The organism is Streptomyces sp. NPDC031554 (assembly GCF_055580685.1).
Window position 1 is genome coordinate 350522 of sequence record NZ_JBVIKX010000001.1, and the last position, 19650, is coordinate 370171.

A 19650-nucleotide genomic window follows, 5' to 3' on the forward strand; every position below is an offset into this window, starting at 1 on the left:
CTTTCCCCGTGACTCCCAGCCCCCCGTCCCCCCACGGTTCTGACCCCGGGGACCCGAAGGACCCGAAGAAGGCCCCGGTCCCGAAGACCGCGACCGAGAAAACGGTGGCCGAGAAGACGGTGGCCGAGAAGACGGTGGCCGAGAAGACGGCGGGAAAGAAGGCGGCGGGCAGGAGGACGGCGGCCGCCGTGAAGGCCTCCGGGCCGGGGGGAGCCCTCCAGGAGGCCGCCGGGGGGAAGGGCACCGCCGAGGAGACCCCGGCGCGGAAGGCCGTCTCGAAGAAGGCCGTCACCAAGAAGGCCGCGGCCGGGAAAGCTGTGGCCAAGAAGGCCGTGACCAAGAAGGCGGTCGCGGCGAAGGCGGTCACGAAGAAGGCCGTGGCGAAGAAGACCGCGGTCGCGGCGGAGACGGCCGGGGTGGAGGCGGCCGTCGCGAAGAAGGCCGTCGCCAAGAAGGCCGCTTCGAAGAAGGCCGTCCCGGTGAGGGGCACCGCGAAGGGCACGGCCGGGGAGAGCGCCGCGAAGAAGGCTCCCGCCTCCGTGTCCGACCCCTCGAAGGACCGCGCGCCCCGGCCCTCGGCCCCGCCCCCGGCCGGGCCCGCGGCAGCCGGACCCCTGCGGGACGGCCCCCTGCGGGCCGGGTCCGTGGAGGCCGCCCTCTCCCCCGCGCTGGACGGCGGCGACCGTGAGCGGCTGCTGCACGGCACCCATCACGACCCGCACGCCGTGCTCGGCGCGCACCCGGCGCCCGGCGGGATCGTCTTCCGGGCCTTCCGCCCCCACGCCCTGTCGGTCACCGTCGTCACCGGCGACCTGCGGGCCGGGCTGCACGACGACGGCGACGGCTTCTTCTCCGGCCTGCTCCCCCTGGGCGAGGTTCCGGCCTACCGTCTGGTCGTCGCGTACGAGGGGACGGTCCAGGAGACCGAGGACCCGTACCGTTTCCTGCCCACGCTCGGCGACCTCGACCTGCACCTGATCGGGGAGGGCCGGCACGAGGAACTGTGGAAGGTGCTCGGCGCGCACCCGATGGTCCACGAGGGGGTGGGCGGCACCCGGTTCACCGTGTGGGCGCCCAACGCGCGCGCGGTGCGGCTCGCGGGCACCTTCAACTTCTGGGACGGCATCGGGCACCCGATGCGGTCGCTGGGTTCCTCCGGGATCTGGGAGCTGTTCGTGCCCGCGATCGGTGAGGGCGAGCTGTACAAGTTCGACATCACCCGGCCCGACGGTTCCCGCACCCTGCGCGCCGACCCGATGGCCCGCCGCACGGAGACGCCGCCGGCCACCTCGTCGGTGGTGGAGGCCTCGCACTACGAGTGGGGCGACGCGGAGTGGCTGGCGGGCCGCGGGGAACGCCCGGCCCACGAGGCGCCCTTGTCGATCTACGAGGTCCATCTGCCGTCCTGGCGGCCGGGGCTGACCTACCGTCAGCTAGCGGAGCAGCTCCCGGCGTACGTCAAGGAGCTGGGCTTCACGCACGTGGAGCTGATGCCGGTCGCCGAGCATCCCTTCGGCGGCTCGTGGGGCTACCAGGTCACCGGGTTCTACGCGCCCACGGCCCGGCTCGGCACGCCCGACGACTTCCGCTTCCTGGTGGACTCCCTGCACCGGGCGGGCATCGGCGTCGTCATGGACTGGGTGCCGGCGCACTTCCCGCGCGACGCGTGGGCGCTGGCGGAGTTCGACGGGCGGCCCCTCTACGAGCACGAGGACCCGCTGCGGGCCGCGCACCCCGACTGGGGGACGCTGGAGTTCGACTACGGGCGGCGCGAGGTGCGCAACTTCCTCGTGGCCAACGCCGTGTACTGGTGCGAGGAGTTCCACATCGACGGGCTGCGGGTCGACGCCGTCGCCTCCATGCTCTACCTCGACTACTCGCGGGATGCCGGGCAGTGGACGCCGAACGAGCACGGCGGCCGGGAGAACCTCGACGCGGTGGCCTTCCTCCAGGAGATGAACGCCACCGTGTACCGGCGCGTCCCCGGTGTCGTGACCATCGCGGAGGAGTCCACGGCCTGGGACGGCGTGACGCGCGCGACGCACCACCGGGGGCCGAGCGGCTTCGGCGGCCTCGGCTTCGGCCTGAAGTGGAACATGGGGTGGATGCACGACTCGCTCCAGTACATGAGCCACGAGCCCGTCCACCGCAGGTACCACCACGGCGAGATGACTTTCTCCATGGTGTACGCCTACAGCGAGAACTACGTGCTGCCCCTCTCGCACGACGAGGTCGTGCACGGCAAGAAGTCGCTGGTGTCGAAGATGCCGGGCGACTGGTGGCAGCAGCGCGCGAGCCTGCGGGCCTACCTCGCCTTCATGTGGGCCCACCCCGGCAAGCAGCTCCTCTTCATGGGGCAGGAGTTCGCGCAGGGCGCCGAGTGGTCCGAGGAGCGCGGGCCCGACTGGTGGCTGCTCGACCCCGCCTACGGGGCGGAGGCCGACCACCGGGGCGTGCGGGAACTGGTCCGCGACCTGAACTCCGTGTACCGGTCGACGCCCGCGCTGTGGGAGCGCGACACCGTCGCCGACGGCTTCCGGTGGGTGGTCGGGGACGCCGCCGACGACAACGTCCTGGCGTTCCTGCGGTACGACGCCGACGGCACGCCGCTGCTGGCGGTCTCGCACTTCTCGCCGGTCGTCCGCGAGGACTACCGGCTGGGGGTGCCGGACGACATACCCGCCTGGTTCGAGGTGCTCAACACCGACGCCGGACGGTACGGCGGCGGCGACGTGTTCCACTCCGACCCGGTGAAGCCGGAACACCAGCCGTGGCACGGCCATCCGGCGTCCGTCCGTCTGACGCTGCCCCCGCTGTCGACGGTGTGGCTGCGCCCGGCGTAGAGGTGGTCCGCCCGGGGAGCCCGGGTCCGTCCGGGCTCCCCGCCCCGGTCGGGCCCGGGGCTACCCGAGGGACTCCGCGAGGGACGGCGGCAGGGTCCCCGTGTGCAGGACGCCCAGGCGCTGGGTGGCCCGGGTCAGGGCGACGTACAGGTCGCTCGTGCCGTAGCGGGACGGCTCCACCACCAGGACCGAGTCGAACTCCAGGCCCTTGGACTGGCGGGGGTCCAGCAGGACGACCCGGCGGGTGAGGTCGGGCTCCGCGTCCGCGGTGACCCCGTCGAGGCGGGCCGCCAGCCGGCGGTGCAGGTCACGCGGGGCGATCACGGCGAGCCGGCCCTGCGCGGGGGTCAGCTCGGCCACCGCCCCGGCGATCGCGCCGGGCAGGTCGTCGACGGCCCGCGCCCAGGGCCGGGCGCCGGTGGCCCGTACCGAACTCGGCGGCACGAAGTCCGGCCGCTCCGCGCGGACGACGGCCGCCGCCACGTCCATGATCTCCGCGGGGGTGCGGTAGTTGACGCCCAGCCGGGTGTGCTCCCACCGGTCCCCGACGTACGGTCCGAGGATGTCCGACCAGGAGCCGACGCCCGCCGCCTCCGCGGTCTGCGCCGGATCGCCGACCAGGGTCATGGAACGGGTCGGGACGCGCCGCATCAGCAGCCGCCACGCCATCGGCGACAGCTCCTGCGCCTCGTCGACGATGACGTGCCCGAACGCCCAGGTCCGGTCGGCCGCCGCCCGCTCGGCGGCGCTGCGGTGGTCGTCCTCCTCGTGGCGTTCGGCGAAGCGTTCGGCGTCGATGACGTCGTGGGCCGACAGGACCTCGCCGGCCTCGGGGTCGTCGTCCTCCTTGTCCTCGAACTCGAACGTCCGGGAGGCGTAGGAGACGTCGAGGACGCCCTGCGCGTAGGCGATCCGCCGTTCCCGTTCGCGCTCGGCGCTCTCGCGCACCGCCCGGTCGTCCTCGCCGAGGAGTTCGGCGGCCTCGTCGAGCAGCGGCACGTCCGCGACCGTCCAGGCCCGGGTGACCGGGCGGCGGACCGCGGCGGCGTCCTCGTCGGGGAGGTACCCCTCGGGGGCGGCGAGGAAGTCGGCGACCACCCGTCGCGGGGAGAGCACCGGCCACAGCCGGTCGACGGCCGACCACACCTCGGGGTTCTCGGCCAGCTCGTCGCGGATCTGGGTGAGGTCGCCGGCGTCGAGGAGGCTGGAGCCGTCGTAGGGGTCGGTGCCGACGCGTTCGGCGTACAGCTCGGTGAGGGTGTTGAGGATGTGGCCCTCGAAGTGCTCGCGGGCGACGTTGTGCGGCAGCCCGGTGGCGCGGGTGCGGTCGCGGGCGACCCCCACCAGCCCCTCGTCGAGCATGAGAACCTCCCGGTCGTGCTCGATCGCGATCACCGGGTCGGGCAGCGCCTGCCGGTCGCGTACGACGGCGGCGAGGACGTCGGCCATGTCGGCGCGGCCCTTGACGACGGCCGCCTCCGGGGTGTCGCCGGCCGTCGCCCGCACGCCCGGGTACAGCTCGCCGACCGTCGCCAGCAGCACGCCGGTCTCACCGAGGGCGGGCAGCACCTCGCCGATGTAGCCGAGGAAGGCGGGGTTGGGGCCGACGATCAGCACGGCCCGCTTGGCGAGCAGTTCGCGGTGTTCGTAGAGGAGGTAGGCGGCGCGGTGCAGGGCGACGGCCGTCTTGCCGGTGCCGGGGCCGCCCTCGACGACCAGCACCCCGCGGTGCGGGGCGCGGATGATCTCGTCCTGCTCGGCCTGGATGGTCTGCACGATGTCGTGCATGCGGCCCGTGCGGGCGGAGTCCAGGGCGGCGAGCAGGACGGCGTCGCCCGCGGGGTCCTCGTGGCCGGTGCGGGTGGCGTCGCCGAGGTCGAGGAACTCGTCGTGCAGGGCGGTGACCCGCCGGCCGTCGGTGCTGATGTGCCGGCGGCGGCGCAGGCCCATCGGGGTGTGGCCGGTGGCCAGGTAGAAGGGGCGGGCGACGTCGGCCCGCCAGTCGACGAGGACGGGGGTGCGCTCGGGGTCGTCGCGGCGCAGGCCGATCCGGCCGATGTGGTGGCCGGCGCCGGAGGACAGGTCGATCCGGCCGAAGCAGAGCGAGCCGTCCACGGCGTTCAGCGCGGCGAGCAGTCCGGAGCGTTCGGCGACGAGGACGTCCCGCTCCAGGCGGGCCTGCATGGGGGTGTGGCCCTGGGCGAGGGCGCCGGTGACGGCGGCCTCGGTGGCGCCGCGCAGCGCGTCCACGCGCGCGTACAGCCCGTCGATGAATTCCTGTTCCTCGCGCATTTCACCGTCGGTGAATCCGGTGTTCACCTCGGTGCTCTCATCGATGTCCACGTCATTGCCCGTGTCGATACTGGCATGAGTGCTTGCGCCGGTGTTTGACAATTCCGCTCCCGCCCGGATATACTGCGTTCATCGAACTTCTCCGCGATTTGATTTCCAGAATCGCGAATCATCGAATATACGCCGCGAAAACCCCCGGACGCAATTGCCCGGGGGTTTTTCCGTGGAGCCCGCGGAAAGCGGGCGGGGCAGGCGTCAGATGACGTCCGAGAGTTCCTCCAGCAGCCGCCGCTTCGGCCGGGCCCCCACCATCGCCTTCACCGGCTCGCCGGCCCGGAACACCATGAAGGTCGGCATCGACAGCACCTTGTAGTGGTTCGTCGTCTCCGGATTGCGGTCCACGTTCAGCTGCACCACCTTCAACCGCTCGCCCTCCTCCGCGGCGAGCGCCCCGAGCACCGGTGCCATCTGGCGGCACGGCGGGCACCAGTCGGCGGTGAACTCCACCAGCACCGGCAGATCCGCCGCGAGCACCTCCGACCCGAAGTCCGCGTCGGTCACCTCGTCCACTCCGGCCACCTCGGTCATGACTGTTGCCCTCCCAGTTCGCACACGGGCTCCGGACCCCCCGGAGCCAGCGCCTCGGCGGCCAGCTCGTCACGTGCCCGCTCGGCCCGCACGAGCTGTCCGGCGACCTTCTCGCGGACCGCCGTCAGCTCCCCGAGGAGCGCGTCCAGCTCGTCCAGCTTGCGCCGGTACACCGCGAGCGAGGCCGGGCACGCGTCGCCCTCCGGGTGCCCGGCCCGCAGGCACTCCACGAAGGGCCGGGTCTCCTCCAGCTCGAAACCGAAGTCCCGCAACGTCCTGATCTGCCGCAACGCCCGCAGGTCACGCTCGTCGTAGGCGCGGTGCCCCAGCTCGTCGCGCCGCGCGGGCAGCAGCCCCCGCGACTCGTAGTACCGCAGCGTCCGCGTCGTGGTCCCGGCCCGTGCGGCCAGCTCGCCGATTCGCATGCCCACGAACGTACGGCTTGACCCCGACGTCAAGGCAAGGGGCGGCGGAGGTCGCCGACGGCGGGTGCCACCGACGGCGGGTGCCGCCGACGCGCTCCGGCACGTCGGCGGCGCCCCTTCCGGGGTTCAGCGTCCCCGGCCGGACACCCGCTCCCCGCCCTTCGCCTTCTCCGTCTGTTCCGTCTGCTCGGTCTGCTCGGTCTGCTCGGCCTGTCCCGTCCGCTCCGGTGCGGTCGGCAGCGGCTCGCCCTTGCCCTTGCCCGGCAGCAGTGCCGCCACCAGGACGGTGCCGACGCCGAGGACGGCCGCGCCGACCAGGCTGGTGTGGGCCACCGCGTCGGCGAAGGAGGAGCCGACCGAGTCGGCCGTCCGCCGGGCGCTCTCGGCGAGTTCGGCGGCCTGTGCCTTGAGCTGCGCGGCCTGCTGCGGGTCGCCGGCCCGTGCGGCCTGCGCGGCGAGCCGGCCGGCCCTGTCGGCGACGCCCTGCGCGACGGCGTACCCGGCGCCGACCGAGTCCTGGGCGGTGGCGAGGACGCCGGCCGGGAGACCGCTGCCCGACGCCGCGTCCCCGAGGCGGTCCGCGTACGACGTGCCCAGCAGCGAGCCGAGGATCGCGATGCCGAGGGAGCCGCCCAGTTCCAGCGAGGTGTCGTTCACCGCGCCGCCCACGCCCAGCTCGGACTCGGGGAACGCCCCCATGATGGCGTCCGTGCAGGGTGACAGCGCGAGTCCGATCGCCGCGCCGAGCACGACGAGGGGCGCCACGAAGTCGCCGTACGACGACGTGGCGTCGATCCGGGTGAGGAGGGCGAGGGCGGCCGTGCCGCCGGCCATGCCCGCGGTGACCGTCCACCTCATGCCGACCCGCGGGGTGAGCCAGGCCGTCAGGGCCGAGCCGGCGAAGACCGCGCCGGCCAGGGGCAGCATGCGCAGACCGGTGTCGAGGGCGTCGAGGCCGAGGACGAACTGGAGGTGCTGGGTGAGGTAGTAGAAGGCGCCGAAGACGGCCAGGAAGAACAGGGCCACGGCGAGGTTGGACCCGGCGAAGCGGCGGTCGGAGAAGCGGCGCACGTCCAGCACCGGGTGCGGGTGGCGCAGTTCCCACAGCACGAAGGCGAGCAGGGCCGCGGCGGCGACGGCGGCCGCGCCGATCGCCTTGGGGCCCCAGCCGAAGTGCGGCCCCTCGATGATCATGTAGACGAGCGCGCCGATCCAGACCACCGACAGCAGTCCGCCGACGTGGTCGACGCGGTCGTGGTGCCCGGCCCTGGACGGCGGCACGAGCACGAGGGCGCCGACGAACGCGACGGCGGCGACGGGCACGTTGATGAGGAACGTCGACGACCAGCCGTGGTTCTCCAGCAGGGCGCCGGCGACGAGCGGACCGGCCGCGATGGCGAGGCCCGCGGTCGCCGTCCACAGGGTGATCGCCTTGGCGCGTTCGGCGCGCGGGAAGGTCGCGGCGAGCAGCGACAGCGTCGCGGGCATGATGAGCGCCGCGCCCACGCCCATCACGGCGCGGCCCGCGATCACGGTGCCGGCGCTGTCGGCGAGGTAGCCGGAGACCGCGCCGGCGGCGAACACCACGAGTCCGAGCAGGAGCGCCCCGCGCCGGCTGTACTTGTCGCCGACGGCGCCGAGCAGCAGCATCAGCGCCGCGTACGGCACCGTGTAGCCGTCGATGACCCACTGGAGGTCGGCGCTGGTCAGGCCCAGGTCGTCGGTCATGGCGGGCGCGGCGACCGTGAGGGCGGTGTTCGCCATCACGATGATCAGCAGGCTCAGGCACAGGACGAGGAGCGCCCACCAGCGTCGGTGGTAGGGCCCCGCCGTCCGTTCCACCGGTTCGGTCATGACGAGTCGCATACGGGGATCGCCTTCCTCGGGACGTGTCCGGCGGCGCCCAGGACTCGGTCGCACGACGCCGGAGCAATTGCACAACGATGTGCAATGTAGGTCCGCTGCACAGTCATGTGCAAATCAGGGGAGCGGAACGCGCCACGCCCGAAGGCAGGCACAATGGCCGCCATGACCACGGGTAACAGCAGTCGCGCGGAGGCAAACCGACGCCGCATCCTCGATGTGGCCCTCGCCGAGCTGTTGCGCGACCCGGACGCGTCCATGAACCACATCGCCCGCGCCGCCGGTGTCGTACGGCGCACGGTGTACGGGCACTTCCCCAGCCGTGAGGCGCTGATCAGCACGCTGGTCGACGAGGCGGTGGAGGTGCTGGCCGCCGCCCACGAGTGGGAGGCCGAGGGCGGCGGGGACCCGGCGGAGGAACTGGCCCGTTCCGTGCTGGCCGTGTGGCGGATCGCCGACCGCTACCGCCTGCTGGTCGCGCTGGCCCAGCGCACGGTCACCGTGCAGGGCATCCGGGAGCGGCTCACCCCGGTGCGCCAGGACGCGATCCGGCTCCTCCGGCGCGGCCTGGAGGAGGGGACGTTCACCTCACCGCTGCCGGCGCCGGCGCTGGCGTACGTGCACGAGCAGATCGTGTTCGCGCTGATGGAGGCCGTCAACGACGGGCTGCTGAGCACGCACGAGGCGGGCCGCTCGGCCGCCGTCACCGCGCTGGCCGCGGCCGGCGTGCCCGCCACCCTGGCCACCGCCCTGGTGACGAAGGTGAGCGGATCCGGCGAGCCCGGCTGACGGGCGCGCCCGGCGGACCGGCGCGTGCGGCGGAACGGCGCGCCAGGCGGACCGGCGCGTGCGGCCGGACGGCGCGTGCGCCCGATGAGCCCGGCTGACCTGCGCGTCGGTCCGGTCGATGCGCCGACCGACACCCCGGGCCCATCCAGCCGGTGCGCCCGCCCGGCCGGTGCGTCCGACCGGCCTCCGAGCCCGCCCGACCGGTGCGCCCGCCCGACCGGTGCGCCGGGCGGACCGGCGCGACCGGCCGGCCTGCGCGTCACCGCAGGGGAAACGTCGCGGGCCCCCGGTGCGGGGAGCACCGGGGGCCTGCCGGGGAAAAGCGAGGACCGGGCGGCCGAGCCATGGGTGAGTGGTCGGCCGCCCGGCGTTCGGGGGGGGTACCGGGTGCCCGGCCCGGGTTCAGGCGGGGCCGGGCACCCGGAGCACAGGGGGTGTCAGGCCTTGGCGAGTTCCTTCTCGCCCTCCTCGCGTCGCTCGGGCACGTCCACCACCGGGGCGTCCTGGGCGGCGGCGTGGCCGTCGTCGAGCAGGGTCTTCTCGTCGAAGGGCACCTCGCCCGCGAGCACCCGGTCCACGCGCTCCTTGTCGATCTCCTTGGTCCAGGTGCCGATCAGGACCGTGGCGACGGCGTTGCCCGCGAAGTTCGTCAGGGCGCGGGCCTCGCTCATGAAGCGGTCGATGCCGACGATGAGGCCGATGCCGTCCACCAGGGCCGGCTTGTGCGACTGGAGGCCGCCGGCCAGCGTCGCCAGACCGGCGCCGGTGACACCGGCCGCGCCCTTGGAGGCGATCAGCAGGAACAGCAGCAGCGGGATCTGCTCGCCGACCGACATCGGCGTCCCCATGGCGTCGGCGATGTAGAGGGAGGCCATGGTCATGTAGATCATGGTGCCGTCGAGGTTGAAGGAGTAGCCGGTCGGGACGGTGATGCCGACGACGGGCTTGCTGACGCCCAGGTGCTCCATCTTCGCGATGAGGCGCGGCAGCGCCGACTCGGAGGAGGAGGTGGACAGGATCAGCAGGAACTCGCGGCCCAGGTACTTGCACAGGGCGAAGATGTTCAGCCCCGCGACGATCCGCAGCAGCGCGCCGAGCACGATGAAGACGAACAGGAAGCAGGTGACGTAGAAGCCGAGCATCAGGACGGCGAGGCTCTTGAGGGCGTCGACGCCGGCCGAGCCGGTGACCGCGGCGATGGCGCCGAAGGCACCGATCGGGGCGGCCCACATCACCATCGCCAGGATGCGGAAGACCAGCCGCTGGATGTGCTCGACACCGCGCAGCACCGGCTGTCCGGCCGGGCCCATGGCCTGGAGGGCGAAGCCCGCGAGCAGCGCGACGAGCAGCGTCTGGAGCACCTCGCCGCCGGTGAAGGCGGAGACGATCGTGGTCGGGATGACGCCCAGCAGGAACTCGGTGGTGTCCTTGGCCTCCGCCGACACCTGCGCCTGACCGGTCTCCTTGACCGCGTCGGTGAGCGCGAGGCCGGTGCCCGGCTCCAGGACGTTGCCGACGACGAGGCCGATGGCGAGGGCGACCAGCGACATGACCGTGAAGTAGGCCAGGGCGATGCCGCCGACGGCGCCGACCTTGGCTGCCTTGCGGACCGATCCGATGCCGAGCACGATCGTGCAGAAGATGATCGGCGAGATCATCATCTTGATCAGGTTCACGAAGCCGGTACCGATCGGCTTCAGCTCGACCGCGAAGTCGGGAGCGATCAGGCCGACGGCGATACCGATGGCCACCGCGACGATCACCGCGATGTACAGATAGTGCGTGCGGTCCCGCTTGGCGGCGGGTACGGCGGATGCCGTATCGGGGGTGCTGGCGGCCACGGCTGCCCTCCTTGACGTCTTCGTCGGCATCACCGGCGTGCGGCTCACGTCCGGGGGTTCGGGGGATGCCGTGACTATCCCCCCGCGCTGTGAGGGCGGTCACCCTTGCGTTCATTTAGTTCACGTCCGGGGCGGGAGGCACACTGACGGCATGCGCATCCCCGTCCCGAGACCCCGCAGCCTGGCCGGCCAGCTGTTCGCCATGCAGGCCGTCCTGATAGCGGTGGTCGTCGCGGGATACGCGCTGTTCACCTACCTCAGCGACCGCAGCCAGGCCGAGGAGGCCGCGAGCCGGCAGGCCGCGGCGGTGGCCCGCTCGGTCGCCGACTCCCCCTCGGTGCGGGAGGCGATCGCCACCCCGGACCCGACCGCGGAACTCCAGCCGTACGCGCTGCGGATCATGCACGACACCGAGGTCGACTTCGTCACGATCATGAATCCGGCGGGGATCCGCTGGACCCACCCGGACGAGAGGCAGATCGGGCTGCACTTCCAGGGCAACACCGCGCGGGCCCTGGAGGGCGAGACCTTCACCGAGACCTACACCGGCACCCTCGGCCCGTCCGTCCGCGCGGTCGCCCCCGTCGAGGCCGCCGACGGCCGGGTCGTCGGCCTGGTCAGCGCGGGCATCAAGGTCGAGGCGATCACCAAGCGGGTGCAGGACCAGGTGACGGCGCTGTTCGGCGTCGCGACGGCCGCGCTCGCCCTGGGCGCGATCGGCACCTACGTCGTCAACGCCCGGCTGCGCCGCCACACGCACGGCATGAACGCGGCCGAGCTGAGCCGGATGCACGACTACCACCAGGCGGCCCTGCACGCGGTGCGCGAAGGGCTGCTGATGCTGGACGGCCAGTACCGGGTGGCGCTGATCAACGACGGCGGCCGTGAACTGCTGGGCGTCTCGGGGGAGGTGGTGGGCCGCTCCGTCGCCGACCTCGGCCTGCCCGCCCCGCTGACGGGCGCCCTGCTGTCCTCCGAACCGCGCGTGGACGAGGTGCACCTGACCGCGGACCGGGTGGTGGCGGTGAACACCTCGCCGGTGTCCGGCGGAGAGCGCCGGGGCACCGTGGTCACCCTCCGCGACGTCACCGAACTCCAGTCCCTGATGGGCGAGCTGGACTCGGAGCGCGGCTTCACCCAGGCCCTGCGCTCGCAGGCCCACGAGGCGGCGAACCGCCTGCACACCGTCGTCTCGCTCATCGAACTGGGCCGCGCCGAGGAGGCCGTGGACTTCGCGACCGCCGAACTGGAGCTGGCCCAGGCGCTGACCGACCAGGTGGTGGCGGCGGTCAGCGAGCCGGTGCTGGCGGCGCTGCTGCTGGGCAAGACGGCACAGGCCAACGAGCGGGGCGTGGAACTGGTGGTGTCGCGCGACAGCGGGCTCGACGACGGGCTGCTCCCCGAGTCGCTGCCCGCCCGGGACCTGGTCACCATCCTCGGCAACCTCATCGACAACGCCGTGGACGCGGCGCAGGGCAGCGTGCGGGCGCGGGTCACGGTGACCGCGTCCACCGGGCACCGCGCGCGGGGCGGCGGCGAACTGGTGCTGCGGGTGGCGGACACCGGCGCCGGGGTGGAGCCGGCCCTCGTCGATCAGGTCTTCGAGCGGGGCTTCTCCACGAAGCCGTCCGGCCCCGGCGGGCGCGGTCTCGGTCTGGCCCTCGTCCGGCAGGCCGTGCACCGCCACGGCGGGACGCTGTCGGTCGCGGAGGCCGAGGGCGGCGGGGCCCAGTTCACGGTACGGCTCCCCCTGCGCACGGCGGTCGCCGCCGTGCCGGCGTCGGGAGGCGGGCGATGACGGGCGCGGGAGGCGGGCCGATCCGGGTCCTGGTGGTCGAGGACGACCCCGTGGCGGCCGACGCGCACGTCCTGTACGTCGGCCGGGTGCCGGGGTTCACGGCGGTGGGCAAGGCGCACACCGGCGCGGAGGCGCGGCGGATGCTGGACCGCACACCGGTGGACCTGCTCCTGCTCGACCTGCACCTGCCGGACGGGCACGGGCTCCAGCTCGCCCGTTCGCTGCGGGCGGCGGGGTACCACGCGGACGTGATAGCGGTGACCTCGGCGCGCGACCTGACGGTGGTGCGGGAGGGCGTGTCGCTGGGCGTCGTCCAGTACGTGCTGAAACCGTTCACCTTCGCGACCCTGCGGGACCGCCTCGTGCGGTACGCGGAGTTCCGCGGGGCGGCCGGCGAGGCGAGCGGCCAGGACGAGGTCGACCGCGCCCTGGCCGCCCTGCGCGCGCCGGGTCCCGCCGCGCTGCCCAAGGGGCTGAGCGGCCCGACCCTGGAACGGGTGACGGGGGCCGTGCGGGAGGCGGCGGAGGGACTGACCGCCGCGGGGGTGGCCGAGGCGGTGGGGATCTCCCGCATCACCGCCCGCCGCTATCTGGAGCACCTGGTGGAGGCGGGAAGGGCGGAACGCAAGCCGCTGTACGGGCAGGTGGGCAGGCCCGAGCTGATGTACCGGTGGGTGCCGGCCGGCCGGTGAGACGCCCGCGGGCGCCGCACGCGGAGCCGCCGGCCTCCCGGCACGGCCGCGCGGACGTGCCCCGCGCCACCGGCCACGGCGTCCCGGCCCACCCGCTCCCGGAGCGGACCGGCCGGCCGGCCGCGCAGGGGGCCGACGGACCCGGAGCCCGTGGATCGACGAACGGAACGCACGACCCGGTGGACGCGCGCCCCGACGACCGGGGGACCCGCGGCCCGGCAGACCCGCGGGCCGACGGCCCGAACGGACCCGGAGCCCGGCGGTCGGCGGTCGGCGGTCGGCGGTCGGCGGACCCGAAGCCGGCGGACCCGAAGCCGGTGGACCGGCCCTCGGGTGGACCGAAGCCCGTGAACCGGTGGCCCAGACGGGCCCGGAGCCCGTGGGGCGGTCGGCTAGAAGACCGACTCCGCCTCGTCCATGCGGTTCTTCGGCACCGTCTTCAGCTCGGTCACCGCGTCCGCGAGCGGCACCATCCTGATGTCGGTGCCGCGCAGCGCGGTCATCATGCCGAACTCGCCCCGGTGCGCGGCCTCCACCGCGTGCCAGCCGAAGCGGGTGGCCAGGACGCGGTCGTACGCCGTCGGCACGCCGCCGCGCTGGACGTGGCCGAGGATGACCGGGCGGGCCTCCTTGCCGAGCCGCTTCTCCAGCTCGTACGCCAGCGCGGTGCCGATGCCCTGGAAGCGCTCGTGGCCGAACTGGTCGATGGCGCCCTTGCTGTAGTCCATCGTGCCCTCGGCGGGGTGGGCGCCCTCGGCCACGCAGACCACGGCGAACTTCTTGCCGCGCGCGAACCGTTCCTCGACCATCTTCACGAGGTCGGCCGGGTCGAAGGGGCGCTCGGGCAGGCAGATGCCGTGGGCACCGGCCGCCATGCCGGACTCCAGGGCGATCCAGCCCGCGTGCCGGCCCATGACCTCGACGACCATCACCCGCTGGTGGGACTCCGCCGTCGTCTTCAGGCGGTCCATGGCCTCCGTGGCGACGCCGACGGCCGTGTCGAAGCCGAAGGTGCGGTCCGTGGAGGAGATGTCGTTGTCGATGGTCTTCGGGACGCCGACGACCGGCAGACCCGCGTCGGACAGCATGCGGGCGGCCGTCAGCGTGCCCTCGCCGCCGATCGGGATCAGCGCGTCGATGCCGAACTGGTGGATCATGTCCGAGGCGTTGTCGCAGGCCTCGCGCAGACGGTCGCGCTCCAGCCGTGAGGAGCCGAGGATCGTGCCGCCCCGGGCGAGGATGCCGCTCACGGCGTTCAGGTCGAGGGGCCGGTGGTTGCCGTCGAGAAGACCCGCGTATCCGTCGATGAAGCCGATGACCTCGTCGCCGTAGTTGTCGACCGCGCGGTGCACGACCGATCGGATCACTGCGTTCAGGCCGGGGCAGTCGCCGCCTGCGGTGAGGACTCCGATGCGCATCCTGCTCTGTCTCCTGCTCGCTGTGGGTACCGGTGAGCCAGAGCCGATTGTTCCATGCCCCCGGGGGGACTGTCTCCTGACGGGCGCCTTAACCGCGGGCAGGGGTACTGTCAAGAGGGCTTGGCTCACCCCGGTGGGCGATTTTCACGAGCCCGGCGGAAGCCGGGTACCCGATCGCCGAACGGCCTCACAGAAGGAACGGAGAGCACGCGTGACGCGCAGCGTGTACGTGACCGGGATCGACCGCGGCGACGGCCGCCAGGTCGTCGAACTGGGGGTGATGGAGCTCCTGACCCGCCAGGTCGACCGGGTGGGCGTCTTCCGCCCCCTGGTCCACGACGGGCCGGACCGCCTGTTCGACCTGCTGCGGGCCCGCTACCGGCTGTCGCAGGACCCGGGGACCGTGTACGGCATGGACTACCACGAGGCGTCCGCCCTGCAGGCCGAACGGGGCGTCGACGAGCTGGTGTCCACGCTCGTGGACCGCTTCCACCACGTCGCCCGCGACTACGACGTCGTCCTGGTCCTCGGCACCGACTACGCCGACACGCAGTTCCCGGACGAGCTGTCCCTGAACGCGCGGCTGGCGAACGAGTTCGGCGCCTCCGTGATCCCCGTCGTCGGCGGCCGCGGGCAGAGCGCGGAGTCGGTGCGCGCCGAGACCCGCAACGCCTACCGCGCCTACGACCGCCTGGGCTGCGACGTCCTCGCCATGATCGCCAACCGGGTCGCCCGCGAGGACCGCGAGGAGATCGCCGCCAAGCTCGTCTCCCGACTGCCGGTGCCCTGTTACGTGCTGCCCGACGAGCCCGCCCTGTCGGCGCCGACGATCGCCCAGGTCAGCGCCGCGCTGGGCGCGAAGGTGCTGCTGGGCGACGACTCGGGCCTGGCCCGCGACGCCCTCGGCTTCGTCTTCGGCGGCGCGATGCTGCCGAACTTCCTGCACGCGCTGACGCCGGGCTGCCTGGTCGTCACCCCCGGCGACCGGTCCGACCTGGTCGTCGGCTCGCTCGCCGCGCACAGCGCCGGCACCCCGCCGATAGCGGGCGTGCTGCTCACCCTGGGCGAGGTGCCGAGCCAGGAGGTCCTCACGCTCGCCGCCCGCCTGGCGCCCGGCACGCCCGTGCTGTCGGTGACCGGCAACAGCTTCCCCACGGCCGAGCAGCTGTTCTCCCTGGAGGGCAGGCTCAACGCGGCCACCCCGCGCAAGGCGGAGACCGCGCTCGGCCTCTTCGAGCGGCACGTCGACACCGCCGGCCTGCTGACGCGGGTCTCCGCACCGAGCAGCGACCGCGTCACGCCGATGATGTTCGAGCACAAGCTGCTGGAGCAGGCCCGCTCCGACCGCCGCCGGGTCGTCCTGCCGGAGGGCACCGAGGAGCGGGTGCTGCACGCGGCCGAGGTCCTGCTGCGCCGCGGGGTGTGCGACCTGACCCTGCTCGGCCCGGTCGAGCAGATCCGCAAGAAGGCCGCCGACCTCGGCATCGACCTCGGCGACTGCCAGCTGATCGACCCGGCCACCAGCGAGCTGCGCGACTCCTTCGCCGAGAAGTACGCGGGCCTGCGCGCCCACAAGGGCGTCACGGTGGAGCTGGCGTACGACGTCGTCTCCGACGTGAACTACTTCGGCACGCTGATGGTCCAGGAGGGCCTCGCCGACGGCATGGTGTCGGGCTCCGTGCACTCCACGGCCGCGACGATCCGGCCCGCCTTCGAGATCATCAAGACGAAGCCGGACGCCGGCATCGTCTCGTCCGTGTTCTTCATGTGCCTCGCCGACAAGGTCCTCGTCTACGGCGACTGCGCGGTGAACCCCGACCCGGACGCCGAGCAGCTCGCCGACATCGCCGTCCAGGCGGCCGCGACCGCGGCGCAGTTCGGCGTGGAGCCGCGGATCGCCATGCTGTCGTACTCCACGGGCACCTCCGGCTCGGGCGCCGACGTCGACAAGGTGCGCGAGGCGACGGAGCTGGTGCGGCGGCGGCGTCCCGACCTGAGGATCGAGGGGCCGATCCAGTACGACGCGGCCGTGGAGCCGACGGTCGCGGCGACCAAGCTGCCGGGCTCCGAGGTGGCGGGCCAGGCCAGCGTGCTGATCTTCCCCGACCTCAACACCGGCAACAACACCTACAAGGCGGTGCAGCGGTCGGCCGGCGCGATCGCGGTCGGCCCGGTGCTCCAGGGGCTGCGCAAGCCGGTCAACGACCTGTCCCGCGGCGCCCTCGTCCAGGACATCGTGAACACCGTCGCCATCACGGCGATCCAGGCCCAGTCCTCCGAGCAGAAGGTCTCCCAGCAGTGAGCGGCACGCGCGTCCTCGTCCTGAACTCCGGGTCCTCCTCGGTGAAGTACCAGCTGCTCGACATGAGCGACCGCAGCCGGCTGGCGCAGGGGCTCGTCGAGCGCATCGGCGAGCAGAGCTCGCGGCTGCGGCACACGCCGCTCGCGACGGGCGTCTCCCGCGAGCGCGGCGGGCCCGTCGCCGACCACGACGCGGCCCTCAAGGCCGTCGCCGAGGAACTGGCCAAGGACGGACTGGGTCTGGACTCGCCGGAGTTGGCGGCGATCGGGCACCGGGTGGTGCACGGCGGCAAGCACTTCACCGAGCCGACCGTGATCGACGAGAGGGTCCTCGCGGAGATCGAGCGGCTGATCCCGGTGGCGCCGCTGCACAACCCGGCCAACCTGACCGGGATCCGCACGGCGCGGGCGCTGCGCCCGGACCTGCCGCAGATCGCCGTCTTCGACACCGCCTTCCACACCACGATGCCGGAGTCGGCGGCGCGCTACGCGATCGACGTGCGGACCGCGGACGAGCACCGCGTCCGCCGCTACGGCTTCCACGGCACCTCGCACGCGTACGTCTCCCGCGCCGCCGCGGAGCTGCTGGGCCGGGCGCCGGAGGAGGTGAACGTCATCGTGCTGCACCTCGGCAACGGCGCGTCCGCCTCCGCCGTGCGCGGCGGCAGGTGCGTCGACACCTCGATGGGCCTCACCCCGCTCGAGGGCCTCGTCATGGGCACCCGTTCCGGAGACACCGATCCGGCCGTCATCTTCCATTTGGCACGTGTTGGCGGAATGTCCATCGACGAAATCGACACTCTCCTCAACAAGAAGAGCGGCCTGATCGGCCTGTGCGGCGACAACGACATGCGGGAGATCAGGCGGCGGGTCGACGAGGGCGACGAACAGGCGAAGCTCGCCTTCGACATCTACATTCACCGTCTCAAGAAGTACATCGGCGCCTATTACGCCGTGCTAGGCCGGGTGGACGCGGTGGTGTTCACCGCCGGGGTCGGCGAGAACGCGGCGCCGGTGCGCGCGGCCGCGGTCGCGGGCCTGGAGACCCTGGGCCTGGCCGTGGACGACGCGCTGAACGCCGTACGGAGCGACCGGCCGCGGCTGATCTCGCCCGCGGACGCGCGGGTGAAGGTCGCCGTGGTGCCCACGGACGAGGAACTGGAGATCGCCACGCAGACCTACGCGCTGGTCGAGCGGAATCGATATGCGGCCCCGCCGCAAGGTGACTGAGCAGGAAAGCAACTGAGCGCGTTCCCGCCCATTTGTATCTTCCGCCAGACGGAATATTCCGTAGCGAAACAAACCGATAGGATCGCCCCATGCGCCGTTCGAAAATCGTCTGTACTCTCGGCCCCGCGGTCGACTCCCACGACATGCTCGTGTCGCTGATCGAGGCCGGCATGAACGTGGCCCGCTTCAATTTCAGCCACGGCTCGCACGCCGAGCACCAGGGCCGGTACGACCGGGTCCGGGCCGCCGCCAAGGAGACCGGCCGGTCCATCGGTGTCCTCGCCGACCTCCAGGGCCCGAAGATCCGCCTCGAGACCTTCGCCGAGGGCCCGGTCGAGCTGGTGCGCGGTGACGAGTTCACCATCACCACCGACGACGTGCCCGGCGACAAGACGATCTGCGGCACCACCTACAAGGGGCTGCCCGGCGACGTCTCGCGCGGCGACCAGGTCCTCATCAACGACGGCAACGTCGAGCTGAAGGTCCTCGACGTCGAGGGCCCGCGGGTGCGGACGATCGTCATCGAGGGCGGTGTCATCTCCGACCACAAGGGCATCAACCTCCCCGGCACGGCCGTCAACGTGCCCGCGCTGAGCGAGAAGGACATCGAGGACCTGCGGTTCGCGCTGCGCATGGGCGCCGACCTGGTCGCACTGTCCTTCGTCCGCGACGCCAAGGACGTCCAGGACGTGCACCGCGTCATGGACGAGGAGGGCCGTCGCGTCCCCGTCATCGCCAAGGTGGAGAAGCCCCAGGCGGTGGAGAACATGGAGGACGTCGTGATGGCGTTCGACGGCGTGATGGTCGCCCGTGGCGACCTGGCCGTCGAGTACCCGCTCGAGAAGGTCCCCATGGTGCAGAAGCGGCTCATCGAGCTGTGCCGCCGCAACGCCAAGCCGGTGATCGTGGCGACCCAGATGATGGAGTCGATGATCACCAACTCCCGTCCGACCCGCGCCGAGGCCTCCGACGTGGCCAACGCGATCCTGGACGGCGCGGACGCGGTCATGCTGTCCGCCGAGTCGAGCGTGGGCGCGTACCCGATCGAGACCGTGAAGACGATGTCGAAGATCGTCGCCGCGGCCGAGACGGAGCTGCTCTCCAAGGGCCTCCAGCCGCTCGTGCCGGGCAAGAAGCCGCGCACGCAGGGCGGTTCGATCGCGCGTGCCGCGTGCGAGATCGCCGACTTCCTCGGCGGCCGGGGCCTGGTGGCGTTCACCCAGTCCGGCGACACCGCCCGCCGTCTCTCGCGCTACCGCGCGACCCAGCCGATCATCGCCTTCACCACCGACGAGGGCACCCGCAACCAGCTGGCGCTCAGCTGGGGCGTCGAGTCGCACATCGTGCCGTTCGTGAACAGCACCGACGAGATGGTCGAGCTGGTGGACCAGGAGATCCTCAAGCTCAACCGCTTCAACCCGGGTGAGGTCGTCGTCATCACCGCCGGCTCGCCCCCCGGCGTCCCCGGCACCACCAACATGGTGCGCGTCCACCACCTGGGCCAGGGCTCCCGCGACTGACCCGGTCCGGCCCGCGGCCGGCCGCCGTGCGAACGGCCACCGTGTGAACG

13 protein-coding genes are annotated in these 19650 nt (G+C 72.8%); 7 read left to right on the forward strand and 6 right to left on the reverse strand.

Annotation, left to right across the window (positions count from 1 at the left end):
• Positions 1 to 8: 8 nt before the first annotated feature.
• On the forward strand, positions 9 to 2843 hold the full coding sequence (gene glgB, locus ACZ5FU_RS01470; protein ID WP_469044095.1) for a 1,4-alpha-glucan branching enzyme: 2835 nt from the start codon (positions 9 to 11) through the stop codon (positions 2841 to 2843).
• 60 nt (positions 2844 to 2903) lie between these two features.
• Here the strand turns inward: glgB and ACZ5FU_RS01475 are convergent, their stop codons facing one another.
• From ACZ5FU_RS01475 to ACZ5FU_RS01490, 4 genes are all read right to left on the reverse strand, one after another.
• Entirely contained in the window at positions 2904 to 5135 is a 2232-nt protein-coding gene (locus ACZ5FU_RS01475) for a HelD family protein (protein ID WP_451525672.1), read from the reverse strand.
• A gap of 255 nt (positions 5136 to 5390) precedes the next feature.
• Entirely contained in the window at positions 5391 to 5723 is a 333-nt protein-coding gene (locus tag ACZ5FU_RS01480; protein ID WP_451525633.1) for a thioredoxin family protein, read from the reverse strand.
• Positions 5720 to 6148: a MerR family transcriptional regulator gene (locus ACZ5FU_RS01485; protein ID WP_451525632.1), complete on the reverse strand. Its 429-nt coding sequence runs from the start codon at positions 6146 to 6148 to the stop codon at positions 5720 to 5722. The genes ACZ5FU_RS01480 and ACZ5FU_RS01485 overlap by 4 nt, the downstream gene beginning before the upstream one ends.
• A gap of 126 nt (positions 6149 to 6274) precedes the next feature.
• Positions 6275 to 8014: an MFS transporter gene (locus ACZ5FU_RS01490; RefSeq protein ID WP_469044097.1), complete on the reverse strand. Its 1740-nt coding sequence runs from the start codon at positions 8012 to 8014 to the stop codon at positions 6275 to 6277.
• A 153-nt stretch (positions 8015 to 8167) separates the two neighbouring features.
• On the opposite strand from ACZ5FU_RS01490, the gene ACZ5FU_RS01495 reads away from it, so the two are divergent.
• Positions 8168 to 8800, forward strand: coding sequence for a TetR/AcrR family transcriptional regulator (locus ACZ5FU_RS01495; RefSeq protein ID WP_451525630.1), 633 nt, complete (start codon positions 8168 to 8170; stop codon positions 8798 to 8800).
• Positions 8801 to 9237: 437 nt separating this feature from the next.
• On the opposite strand, the gene ACZ5FU_RS01500 is transcribed toward ACZ5FU_RS01495, so the two are convergent.
• On the reverse strand, positions 9238 to 10671 hold the full coding sequence (locus tag ACZ5FU_RS01500; RefSeq protein ID WP_451775705.1) for a cation:dicarboxylate symporter family transporter: 1434 nt from the start codon (positions 10669 to 10671) through the stop codon (positions 9238 to 9240).
• Between the two features lie 121 nt (positions 10672 to 10792).
• Between ACZ5FU_RS01500 and ACZ5FU_RS01505 the strand changes: the two genes are divergently transcribed.
• Positions 10793 to 12439 carry a sensor histidine kinase gene (locus tag ACZ5FU_RS01505; protein ID WP_451525629.1) on the forward strand — a complete coding sequence of 549 codons (1647 nt, stop codon included), beginning with the start codon at positions 10793 to 10795 and terminating at the stop codon, positions 12437 to 12439.
• Entirely contained in the window at positions 12436 to 13131 is a 696-nt protein-coding gene (locus ACZ5FU_RS01510; protein WP_451525628.1) for a response regulator, read from the forward strand. The genes ACZ5FU_RS01505 and ACZ5FU_RS01510 overlap by 4 nt, the downstream gene beginning before the upstream one ends.
• A gap of 392 nt (positions 13132 to 13523) precedes the next feature.
• On the opposite strand, the gene ACZ5FU_RS01515 is transcribed toward ACZ5FU_RS01510, so the two are convergent.
• Positions 13524 to 14549: an ATP-dependent 6-phosphofructokinase gene (locus tag ACZ5FU_RS01515; protein ID WP_451525627.1), complete on the reverse strand. Its 1026-nt coding sequence runs from the start codon at positions 14547 to 14549 to the stop codon at positions 13524 to 13526.
• A gap of 211 nt (positions 14550 to 14760) precedes the next feature.
• Between ACZ5FU_RS01515 and pta the strand changes: the two genes are divergently transcribed.
• The 3 genes from pta (at position 14761) to pyk (ending at position 19600) form a co-directional block, all read left to right on the forward strand.
• Complete coding sequence (gene pta, locus ACZ5FU_RS01520; protein ID WP_469044099.1) at positions 14761 to 16851, forward strand: phosphate acetyltransferase; 2091 nt, start codon at positions 14761 to 14763, stop codon at positions 16849 to 16851.
• A complete protein-coding gene (locus ACZ5FU_RS01525) occupies positions 16848 to 18080 on the forward strand; it encodes an acetate kinase (RefSeq protein ID WP_451525625.1) in 1233 nt (410 codons plus the stop codon). The genes pta and ACZ5FU_RS01525 overlap by 4 nt, the downstream gene beginning before the upstream one ends.
• Before the next feature lie 89 nt (positions 18081 to 18169).
• On the forward strand, positions 18170 to 19600 hold the full coding sequence (pyk, locus tag ACZ5FU_RS01530; RefSeq protein WP_451525624.1) for a pyruvate kinase: 1431 nt from the start codon (positions 18170 to 18172) through the stop codon (positions 19598 to 19600).
• Positions 19601 to 19650 lie beyond the last annotated feature (50 nt).